Raw genomic sequence first — 11,488 nt, forward strand, 5'->3', positions numbered from 1 at the left:
CCTATGGCCGGCCTGATCCCGCAATCCTTCATCGATGACTTGCTCAACCGCACCGACATCGTCGATGTGGTGAGTTCGCGCATCCAGCTGAAGAAGACCGGCAAGAACTACAGCGCCTGCTGCCCGTTCCACAAGGAAAAGACCCCCTCCTTCACCGTCAGCCCCGACAAGCAGTTCTACTACTGCTTCGGCTGCGGCGCCGGCGGCAACGCCCTCGGCTTCGTCATGGACCACGATCAACTGGAATTCCCCCAGGCGATCGAGGAGCTGGCCAAACGCGCCGGCATGGACGTGCCGCGCGAGGAAAGTGGTCGCGGACACAAACCCAGACAGCCGGTCGACTCACCGCTCTACCCGCTGCTCAATGCCGCCGCCGAGCACTATCGCCAGGCACTGAAAAGCCATCCACAACGTAAATACGCGGTGGACTACCTCAAGGGCCGCGGCCTGACCGGCGAAATCGCCCGCGACTTCGGCATTGGTTTCGCACCGCCCGGCTGGGACAACCTGCTCAAGCAACTGGGCGCCGATGCCCTGCAGCAGAAAGTCATGATCGACGCCGGCCTGCTGATCGAGAACGCCGAGAACGGCAGGCGCTACGACCGCTTCCGCGACCGCATCATGTTCCCCATCCGCGACAGCCGCGGCCGGGTGATCGCCTTCGGCGGCCGCGTGCTGGGCGACGACAAGCCCAAGTACCTCAACTCACCGGAAACCCCGGTGTTCCACAAGGGCCAGGAGCTCTACGGCCTCTACGAGGCGCGCAAGCACAACCGCGATCTCGACGAGATCATGGTGGTCGAAGGCTACATGGACGTCATCGCCCTGGCTCAGCAGGGCCTGCGCAATGCCGTGGCGACACTGGGCACGGCCACCAGCGAAGAACACCTCAAGCGCCTGTTCCGCATCGTGCCCAGCGTGCTGTTCTGCTTCGACGGCGACGCTGCCGGGCGCAATGCCGCCTGGCGCGCCCTGGAGTCCACCCTGTCGAGCCTGCAGGACGGGCGCCGCGCACGCTTTCTGTTCCTGCCCGATGGCGAAGACCCGGACACCCTGGTCCGCGCCGAGGGCACCGACGCCTTCCGCGCACGCATCAACCAGCACGCGCAACCGCTGGCCGACTACTTCTTCCAGCAGCTGTGTGAAGAAGCAGACCCGCGCTCACTGGAAGGCAAGGCACACCTGGTGACCCTGGCCGCGCCGTTGATCGACAAGATTCCCGGCAACAACCTGCGCGCCCTGATGCGCCAGCGCCTGAGCGAGATCACCGGCCTTTCCGGCGAAGCGCTGAGCCAGGTCGCCAGTGCTCCGCGCAGTCACGCGCCGAGCACCACCAGCCAGGCGCCCAGTAGCGATTACCCGGATTACGGCGACGTCCCCGACAGCGCCTACTACGACAACCTGCCGGACGTCGGCGGTTACGAGCAGCCCGCACCGCCCCAGCAGCACTACGAGCGCAGCAACGAAGGCGGTAAGGGCAGCTGGAAAAAAGACGGTGGCGGCAAGTGGAACAAGAAGGGCAAGGGCGACTTCGCGCCACGTGCCCCGCGCACTGCCGTGAGCGTCGAATCACCGCACCTGATCGCACTGCGCACGCTGCTGCACCATCCGCACCTGGCGCAGAAGGTCGAAGATGTCAGCCATTTCGCCGACGAAGATGACACCTACGCTCAGCTTCTCGTGGCCTTGGTCGGTGCCCTGCAGAAAGCGCCCAACCTGCGTTCGCTGCAACTGATCGCCCGCTGGCACGGCACCGAACAAGGTCGCCTGCTGCGGGCGCTGGCGGAGAAGGAATGGCTGATCCAGGGTGACAACCTTGAACAGCAGTTTTTCGACACCATTACTACACTTGCAAACAGTCAATCGCAGAGGCGGCGTGAAAAGGCGCTCCGCAGCATCATTCATAAAAGCCCCAGCGAGCTCACAGACGAGGAAAAGACATTGCTCAGAGAGCACTACAGCCTGGCCTCCTCGCAGAGCAGCAAGTCCCCAACTGGCGCCTAAAGCCAAAACCGAGGTATAATCCTCGGCTTGTTTTCAGCCCGCCAAGACCTTCAGTGGATAGGGTGTTATGTCCGTAAAAGCGCAGCAGCAATCTCGTATCAAAGAGTTGATCACCCTGGGTCGTGAGCAGAAGTATCTGACTTACGCAGAGGTCAACGACCACTTGCCTGAGGACATTTCAGATCCTGAGCAGGTGGAAGACATCATCCGCATGATCAATGACATGGGGATCCCGGTACACGAGAGTGCTCCGGATGCAGACGCCCTGATGCTGGCCGATGCCGACACCGACGAGGCTGCAGCCGAAGAGGCCGCAGCAGCACTCGCCGCCGTCGAGACCGATATCGGCCGCACCACTGACCCGGTGCGCATGTACATGCGCGAAATGGGTACCGTGGAACTGCTGACCCGCGAAGGCGAGATCGAAATCGCCAAGCGCATCGAGGAAGGCATCCGCGAAGTCATGAGCGCCATCGCTCACTTCCCCGGCACCGTCGACGGCATCCTCGCCGAGTACACCCGCGTCACCACCGAGGGCGGCCGTCTGGCCGAAGTCCTCAGTGGCTACATCGACCCGGATGACGGCAGCGTGCCTGACGAAGCCGCCGCCCCCGTTCCCGTCAAGGACGGCGCCGCCGCTGAAGAAAGCGACGACGAAGAAGAAGACGAGAGCGGCGACGACGAGGAAGAAGAAGGCGATGGCGGCCCGGACCCGGAAGAAGCGGCTCGCCGCTTCACCGCCGTGGCCGAGCAGCAGGACAAAGTCCTCAAGGCGCTGAAGAAGCATGGTCGTGGCAGCAAGCAGGCCATCGAAGAGCTGGCCACCCTGGCCGAGCTGTTCATGCCGATCAAGCTGGTGCCCAAGCAGTACGACGCCCTGGTCACCCAGGTGCGCGACGCCCTCGACCGTCTGCGCTCGCAAGAGCGCGCCATCATGCAGCTGTGCGTACGTGATGCGCGCATGCCGCGTGCCGACTTCCTGCGCCTGTTCCCGGGCAACGAAATCGACATGGACTGGGCCGCCGACCTGGCCAAGGGCAAGGCCAAGTACGCCGAAGCCCTGGGCAACCTGCAGGGCGACATCCAGCGCTGCCAGCAGAAGCTGGCCGACCTGGAAGCCGAGTGCAGCCTGACCCTGGCCGAGATCAAGGACATCAACCGTCGCATGTCCATCGGTGAAGCCAAGGCTCGCCGCGCCAAGAAGGAAATGGTCGAGGCCAACCTGCGTCTGGTGATCTCCATCGCCAAGAAGTACACCAACCGCGGCCTGCAGTTCCTCGACCTGATCCAGGAAGGCAACATCGGTCTGATGAAGGCGGTGGACAAGTTCGAATACCGTCGCGGCTACAAGTTCTCGACCTACGCCACCTGGTGGATTCGCCAGGCGATCACCCGCTCGATCGCCGACCAGGCGCGCACCATCCGTATCCCGGTGCACATGATCGAGACCATCAACAAGCTCAACCGCATCTCCCGTCAGATGCTCCAGGAAATGGGCCGCGAGCCCACGCCGGAAGAGCTGGGTGAGCGCATGGAAATGCCCGAGGACAAGATCCGCAAGGTATTGAAGATCGCCAAAGAGCCGATCTCCATGGAAACCCCGATTGGCGACGACGAAGATTCGCACCTGGGCGACTTCATCGAGGACAGCACCATGCAGTCCCCGATCGACGTAGCCACGGTCGAAAGCCTCAAGGAAGCCACTCGCGAAGTGCTGGCCGGTCTCACTGCCCGTGAAGCCAAGGTCCTGCGCATGCGCTTCGGTATCGACATGAACACTGACCACACCCTCGAGGAAGTGGGCAAGCAGTTCGATGTCACCCGTGAGCGTATCCGTCAGATCGAAGCCAAGGCGCTGCGCAAGCTGCGCCACCCGACGCGAAGCGAGCATCTGCGCTCCTTCCTCGACGAGTGATACCAGAACCCCCGGGCCAGTCCGGGGGTTTTGCTTTCTGGGCAGCGCGCCCGATCACTCGCCAGCCAAAGGCAGCACAGACGCTGCAATCAAACTGCCATCCCTGCTATGGCCGATCTACACTACGACGATACTGATCGCGAAACGAGGCCGTTATGCCCCGCTTGCCGGCCATTGTGCTGCTGTGCCTGGCGTACTGGATGACCCCGGCCCTAGCCCTGACACTCAACGAGGACGAGCGCACCTGGCTGGCAGCCCACCCAGAAATACGCCTGGGTGTCGATGCATCCTGGCCACCTTTCGAGTTTCGTGACGAACAGGGCAACTATCTCGGTCTGACCGCCGCCTATGTACGGCTGATCGAAGAACGCCTTGACGTGAATCTGCAGCCCGTCGAGGCCAGCAACTGGAGCGCGATACTGGAACAGGCGCGCATGGGCCAGGTCGACCTGCTCCCCGGCGTGATGTCGACACCCGAACGCCAGCAATACCTGGCCTTCACTCGCCCCTACCTGGATTTCCCCATCATCATCCTGGCCCGCACTGGCGGACCGCAGCCCAAGCAGCTCAGGGACCTGTACGGCCTGAAAGTCGCAGTCGTCAGCGACTACGCACCGCACGAACTGCTGCGCCAGCACCATCCCGACCTCAACCTGCTGCCGCTGCGCAATGTCGCCGCTGCCCTGCAGGCGTTGGCGACCAACCAGGTCGACGCCATGGTCGGCGATCTTGCCTCCAGCGTCTGGAGCCTGCGCCAACTCAAGCTCGACGGCCTCTATATCAGCGGCGAGACGCCCTATCGCTACCAGTTGGCCATGGCCGCACCGCGTGGCCAGAGCATACTGGTCGGCATCCTCGACAAAGTCTTCGCCGAGCTCAGCGCCGAAGAAATCGCCGCCTTGCAGGAACCCTGGGTCGGCAGCGTACTGGACAAACGCAACCTCTGGTACGAAACCCTGCTCTACGGCCTGCCCGCCGTACTCGGCCTGCTGGCGATCATCGCCATCATCCTGCGCATCAACCGCCGCCTGAAACGCGAGATGCGCAACCGCGAAGCGCTGGAGCAGGAGCTGCGCAACCGCGAGCAGCACTTCCGCGACATGGTCGAAAGCCTCTCGGCCATCACCTGGGAAACCGAGCCCAGCGGGCTCACCTATACCTACGTCTCGCCCCATGCGGAAAAATTGCTGGGCTACCCCTTGCAAGAATGGCTGGAGTCCGGCTTCTGGCAGCGCCACCTGCACCCGGACGATCACCAACGCACCCTGCGCACCTGCCTGGAACAATGCGCGGCCGGCAACGACCACGCCCTGGAATATCGCCTGCTCGCCGCTGACGGGCGCACGGTGTGGGTGCGCGATATCGTCACCCTGCTGCAACGCGACGACCGCCAGGTGATTCGCGGCGTAATGGTCGACATCAGCGACGCCAAGCGGACCGAGCAGGCGCTACGCCTGTCGGAACAGAAGTTCGCCTCGGTGTTCCAGCAGTGCCCGGACATCCTGGTCATCGCCCGCCGCGCCGACGGTGTGCTGCTCGAAGTCAACGCCGCGTTCACCGAACAAACCGGCATCAGCCTCGAACAGGCCATCGGCAAGACCGCCACCGAACTGGATATCTGGGGCGTTCCGGGGATCGGCCCGAATCTGCTGTTGCGCCTGCAGGACGAAAGCCTGCGCAACCTGGAAATGCCCTTCCGCCGCGCCGATGGCAGCCTGTTCACCGGCCTTATCTCGGCCAGCCAGTTCGTGCTCGACAACACCCCGGCACTGGTCGTGGTGGTGCGCGACATCAGCCAGCTCAAGAGCACCCAGCAGCAGTTGCAGATTTCCGAAGAGAAGTTCGCCAAGGCTTTCCACGCCTCGCCCGACGGCTTGCTGATCACCCGCTTGCGCGACGGCTTGCTGGTGGAAGCCAACGACGGTTTCAGCCGCATTACCGGCTACAGCCTCGACGAGATTGCCGAACAAAGCACCCTCAGCCTGGGCATCTGGGCCGACCCGAAAGATCGTGAACGCCTGGTGCAACGCATTCGCGAGCAAGGCAGCGTGCGCGACCTGATCGCCCCGGTGCGCACCAAGAGCGGCCACCTGCGCCTCTGCGAACTCTCCGCGCAGCCGTTGCCCATCGGTGGCGACGAATGCCTGCTGACCATCGCCCGCGACATCACCGAACGCCAGCAGATGCAGGAAGAACTGCAGCAGGCCGCCACCGTCTTCGAAAGCACTGCCGAAGGCGTGCTGATCACCGACCTCGAACAGCGCATCACCGCGGTCAACCGCGCCTTTACCCAGATCACCGGCTACAGCGAGGCCGAGGCCCTCGGCCAGCGCCCCAGCCTGCTTTCCTCCGGCCAGCACGACAAGGCCTTCTACACCACCATGTGGCACAGCCTGGCAGCCAACGGCCACTGGCAAGGGGAAATCTGGAACCGGCGCAAGAACGGCGAGCTGTACCCCGAGTGGTTGACCATCAGTGCCGTGCGCAACAGCGATAACCAAATCACCCACTTCGTCGGGGTATTCGCCGACATCTCCAGCCTCAAGCATGCCCAGGCACGTCTCGATCATCAGGCCCACCACGACCCGCTGACCGGCCTGCCTAACCGCCTGCTGTTCGAGAATCGCCTGCGCAGCGCTCTGGATGGCTCACGCGCCGACGACCAGCTGGGCGCTGTGCTGTTTCTCGACCTCGACCGCTTCAAGCAGATCAACGACAGCCTCGGCCACCCGGTCGGCGACCAGTTGCTCAAGGCCATCGCCGCGCGCCTGAAACTGCAACTGCGCGATATCGACACCGTGGCCCGTCTCGGCGGCGACGAATTCATCATCCTGCTGCCCGGCCTGCACCAGCCGCAGGACGCCGAACAGGTCGCGCAGAAACTGCTCGAATGCTTCGGCGAACCGTTCCAGCTCGACAACCATGAGTTCTTCATCAGCGCCAGCATCGGCATCAGCCTCTACCCCAAGGACGGCCTCGACGTCGCCACCCTGGTGAAGAACGCCGACGCGGCCATGTACCAATCCAAGGCCAAGGGCCGCAACCGCAGCGAGTTCTACACCCGCTCGCTGACCTTCCAGGTCAACGAGCGCATGGCCATGGAACAGGAACTGCGCCGCGCCATGGAGCGCGACGAACTGTGCCTGTACTACCAGCCCAAGTACTGCCTGCGCAGCCAGAGCCTGGTCGGCGCCGAAGCACTGGTACGCTGGCCGCACCCGGTGTTCGGCGACATCCCGCCGGATCGCTTCATCCCGGTGGCCGAAGAAAGCGGGCTGATCCTGCCGCTGGGCGACTGGGTGCTGGAACAAGCCTGCCGCCAACTGCAGGTCTGGCAGGAAAGTGGTAGCAGCTTCGGCGCTCTCTCGGTCAACCTCGCCGGCGCCCAGCTGCATCAGCCCGGCCTGCTGCCGCGCATCAGCGCACTGCTGCAGCGCTACAACCTGGCGCCGGAGCTGCTGCAACTGGAGATCACCGAGAACTTCATCATGAACCAGGCCGGCGAAGCGCTGGACATCCTCCACCGCCTCAAACAGCTCGGCGTACAACTGGCCATCGACGACTTCGGCACCGGCTACTCCTCGCTCAGCTACCTCAAGCGCCTGCCGCTGGACGTGCTGAAAATCGACCAGTCCTTCGTCCGTGGCCTGCCGGACGACCCGCACGACCTGGCGATCACCCGCGCCATCATCGCCCTGGGCAACAGCATGCAACTGACGGTGATCGCCGAAGGCGTGGAAACCAAGGCCCAGGAACTCTGCCTGGCCGCCGAAGGCTGCCTGCAGATCCAGGGCTACGTGGTCAGTTGCCCGCTCTCGGCCGAGGCCTTCACCCGGAAATTTCTCCCGCCAGGTCAAGCGGTTGGCGCTGACGAGAACGCGCCGGTATAATCCGCCGGCCTTCTGGGGGCCTATAGCTCAGTTGGTTAGAGCAGAGGACTCATAATCCTTTGGTCCACGGTTCGAGTCCGTGTGGGCCCACCACCTTCAAAGCCGCGCACTGCGCGGCTTTTGTCTTTCTGATCGGTCGAAATTGGGCATTTCACAAACGCCAAAGTCCACAAAACGTCCACATCAGTACAGTTATCGAACCAAGCGGTGGGCGTACTTTCGGGAGATCCAGCCTTCCACACCGTCTTCGCCAACCACAGAAACATGCAGCCAATCCCTGTTGCTGCTGTCCAGAACCTCAAGCACGGAACGGTCTGGGATACTTACAGAGATAATCCCGTGCTTCATTCCTGGCCCCTCACGCAATCGAACACCAACGCCGTTCACTAGACGATAGCCCTGCAGAAACTCCGCTGGCACATCCGTCTCGCACAGGAAATTCCGAACGGCTTTGCCTGCCTGGTTTGCCGTCAACATCGGTGCAATTTTTGGCTGGAAGAAGCACAGTTCCTGCCTGGCGGCGCTCTGAAACTCTATGTACCTACCCATAAAGCTGATGATCAGCATCAGCACTAAAGCCAAATACTGCCTGTGATCCTTGGGTAAAGCGCCTGGTGATTCACCACGATCAAGGCGTTCAATGATCTGCTGTTCAAGCTCCAAGTGATCACTGCTGACCACCCTTGCATCGCATGTTGTCTCGACCGATACGGTTGCAACACCAGCCCCTTCAATGAGCTGCCCGATATCTGGCCCGCGCCCTGACAGTAGGTACTCGGCAAGCGGCGAGCCTTCAAACCGCTGCATTGCGGCAGACAACTCCGCTGCAGATCTGATTGCCTGGTGCAGCTGTGGCGAAGCCATAAATCCTTCAATGGCTTTGAGCCCCGCCTGCACCTCCGGCGTCTGCAAGTACCTGATGACACCACTGGCAAATCGCTCCGTGAAAGTGATCAGTTGCTTCACCGCCCGCACCGGGCTGCGCTTCCGGGTGCCAGACAAGCCCTATGCAAAGGTGAAGGCCCCTTACTTCCACAGCCTGGCCACCGGCTTCCAAGCCATGGACAGCCTCGCCCAGGTGTTCGGGATCCCCGACTACATCTGGCAGCAGCAGGGTGATGGCGAGGTATTCGCCGGCAGCTGGGCCGACAGCTACTGGGGCGCACGCGAACCGCTGAACCTGCCACAGGAATTGTTCGACAGCTATCAGGGCAATCAGAGCGCCACCGTGGCTGCCCTGCCCGGGCTGCGCCCTGGCGTATCAATCAACCAAGGCGAGCGCATCACGTCGGTGACGCTTGCCAGCACGCAGATGGCCATCCGATGGAAGACGCAATCCAGCGCACAGTAGAGCGCCGCTTTCCCGAGCTGACCGGCGGCTACCACCTCCCACGCTTCGGGCGCGTGTTGGCCGTTCCTGACGCGCCAAAGACGCAAGGCCTGTGCGACGACTTCCGCCCGCGCTTCGCCGTGGACGTGGAAGTGCTGCTGCCCGACGGCGAGCCGGATCCGGCACTGCCCATCCTGCAGAGTCTGCCCCTACCGGTGCCAGGTGGTGGACAGGAAGCCGGCATGTTCGGTTTTCCCGAGGAAGGCACCACCGTGGTGGTGTGCTTCGCCTATGGCCTACCCCACAAGCCCTATATCGCGCAGATCCTGGCCCACGGCCTGAGCCTGCCCCGCGTGCCCAAGGGTGACCAGCTGTGGCAGCACAGTGAGGCCTGCCAGCAGCGCGTGGACGCCGACGGCAACTGGCTGCGCCAGACAGACGGACGGATCCGCGATCAAGCCGTGGAGCGCCAGGTGGAGGCCCTGGACAACGCGGAGAGCTACCAGAGCAGCACCGTGGAAGTGGCCGACCATTCCACCGAATCGGTGGGCGGCATCAAGAAAGTGGAGGCACTGGGCGCGCTCAAGCTGCTGTCGGGTGGATCCGCCAGCCTGGCAGCAGTGGACGATCTGCACCAAGCCACCGGGCGCGACCTGAACCTAGTGGTGGGTCAGAAGCACAACGCCACGGTGGGCGGCGATATGCAGGAACGGATCGAGGGCATTCGCCGCAGCATTGCCCCACAGACCTGGCTCGGATCCGAAGGCGTCAACGTGCTGCAGGTACTGTGCGATCTGATCGACCTAGTGCAGGCCATGAACACCCAGCTGGCAACCCACACCCACGTGCCAGGGCCAAACCCAAGCCCCACAGACGCGGCGCAGTTCAACGCCAAGGCCGCCCAGGCTCTGGTGTTGGCAGGTAAGCTGAAGCCCATCACTGCATAAACAATAAGGGCGCCAATCGGCGCCCTTATTGTTTATGTAATCAACTTATTCCACCGAGCGCTGCTATGGCCAAAAGGCCAGACTGTAGCTGTATTGATGATCTTATTTTATCAAGTCATTGAGCAGGACTTTCCAGAGAGGAAGATATCTTGCGCGGACTTAGCTTCTGCCTAATATAACTTTGCATAGGCACCTCAAAATAATAATAACTAGCAAAACACATAGGTATCAAAGCAGCCATAAATATAATTATAGAATATTCAGTATAAAAGAATTCACCGCCAACACCCAACCACACACTGCAAACCGCAAAAAACAACTGCAGAGGAAAGTGGATCAAATAAGACGAGTAACTTAAGTGCCCCAAGAATGAAACTCTACGCCCCAAGCCACCCCGAAAAGTCTCAATTAATGCAATCGAAACAATTGCCATCGGAAACATAAAAACAGTAACCACATAAAACGTAAACTTAGTAACCACCAAAACAAGCAAATCAAATACCTGCCGAGGGAGCACAGAGCTAAAAAAATCAACAATAGCCGGCGAAGGCTGCCCGCTTTTAAAAGTGAAAACTAGAAAAACCCAAGACACCGCGGTAATAAGCCACAAAGACAAGACTAGGCGAACATTTGGCGCGCTCTGCCTAAGCCAATCGTAGCAATAAAAAGCTACCCCCCCGGCAAAGAATGAGGTGATGCCACGGCCTAATCCTGGGTTTATCTTACTCATGAAAACCCCCAGCACTAGCAAAACACATAGCACTGATACACGTGGCTTCCCAATAAGACATAGGGCGAAGAACGCCAAGTACAAAAGAACCTCTATCGATACAGACCAAATAGGAGCATTAAATGAAGCACCCGACTGAAAACCCCACTCGGAAGCCATGAACAAATTCAAAGAAAAATGATAAAGGTCATTATATTGATATGTGAAATATCTCCCCTGCCACTGAAAATAAACATACTGACCAACCAAAACAAGCAATAAAGTTAGAAAATGCAGGGGATATAATCGCGAGAAACGAGCCACAAAAAATAATTTACCACTCACTTTCCCTGCTGAAATTGAACCCGCATACAGCCAAAAGAAAACAAACCCTGAAAGAGCAAAGAAAAAATCAACAGCCAGCCAGCCCCAGTGATAAATAATTGAAAAGAAACTATAGAAAGGCTGCTCGCTAATTCTATATCCGCCATCCTGGGCAGTACCGTATAGAAAGTGCTGCCAATGCCAGAACACTACACTTAATGCGGCAAGACCTCTCACCACATCAAGAGAGTAAAACCGAGATGGTATTGGCTTAGGTGAAAAATCCATTAGTAGTACGCTCGCTTCAATATAAACCGTCTAGGGCCAACCGTTTCATGCACAGCCGTGCATGAAATCCGACACATACTA

At 60.5% G+C, this 11,488-nt stretch carries 6 protein-coding genes, 1 tRNA gene and 1 pseudogene; 6 read left to right on the plus strand and 2 right to left on the minus strand.

The genetic code is table 11. The features are described 5' to 3' along the window. Nucleotides 1-3 precede the first annotated feature (3 nt). From dnaG to GV002_RS19640, 4 genes are all read left to right on the plus strand, one after another. Entirely contained in the window at nucleotides 4-2,004 is a 2,001-nt protein-coding gene (gene dnaG, locus GV002_RS19625; RefSeq protein ID WP_160019939.1) for a DNA primase, read from the plus strand. Nucleotides 2,005-2,071: 67 nt separating this feature from the next. Then, complete coding sequence (gene rpoD / locus GV002_RS19630) at nucleotides 2,072-3,919, plus strand: RNA polymerase sigma factor RpoD (RefSeq protein ID WP_160019940.1); 1,848 nt, start codon at nucleotides 2,072-2,074, stop codon at nucleotides 3,917-3,919. 155 nt (nucleotides 3,920-4,074) lie between these two features. Then, the gene (locus GV002_RS19635; RefSeq protein WP_160019941.1) at nucleotides 4,075-7,809 is read left to right on the plus strand and encodes a bifunctional diguanylate cyclase/phosphodiesterase; all 3,735 of its coding nucleotides are present in this window, start codon (nucleotides 4,075-4,077) and stop codon (nucleotides 7,807-7,809) included. A 16-nt stretch (nucleotides 7,810-7,825) separates the two neighbouring features. Further along, nucleotides 7,826-7,902, plus strand: a tRNA-Ile gene (locus GV002_RS19640). Nucleotides 7,903-8,001: 99 nt separating this feature from the next. Here the strand turns inward: GV002_RS19640 and GV002_RS19645 are convergent. Beyond that, entirely contained in the window at nucleotides 8,002-8,775 is a 774-nt protein-coding gene (locus GV002_RS19645; protein ID WP_160019942.1) for an SH3 domain-containing protein, read from the minus strand. Between the two features lie 4 nt (nucleotides 8,776-8,779). Here GV002_RS19645 and GV002_RS19650 point away from each other — a divergent pair. Both GV002_RS19650 and GV002_RS19655 read left to right on the plus strand, forming a co-directional pair. Then, a pseudogene (locus GV002_RS19650) lies at nucleotides 8,780-9,160 on the plus strand (hypothetical protein); the annotation flags it as partial. Next, the gene (locus GV002_RS19655) at nucleotides 9,133-10,086 is read left to right on the plus strand and encodes a hypothetical protein (protein WP_160019943.1); all 954 of its coding nucleotides are present in this window, start codon (nucleotides 9,133-9,135) and stop codon (nucleotides 10,084-10,086) included. The pseudogene GV002_RS19650 and the gene GV002_RS19655, both read left to right, overlap by 28 nt. 115 nt (nucleotides 10,087-10,201) lie before the next feature. Here the strand turns inward: GV002_RS19655 and GV002_RS19660 are convergent, their stop codons facing one another. Then, on the minus strand, nucleotides 10,202-11,407 hold the full coding sequence (locus GV002_RS19660) for an acyltransferase family protein (protein WP_160019944.1): 1,206 nt from the start codon (nucleotides 11,405-11,407) through the stop codon (nucleotides 10,202-10,204). Nucleotides 11,408-11,488: the final 81 nt, after the last annotated feature.

The sequence above is a fragment of the Pseudomonas sp. 8O genome, assembly GCF_902506495.1.
Classification (GTDB): domain Bacteria; phylum Pseudomonadota; class Gammaproteobacteria; order Pseudomonadales; family Pseudomonadaceae; genus Aquipseudomonas; species Aquipseudomonas chaetocerotis.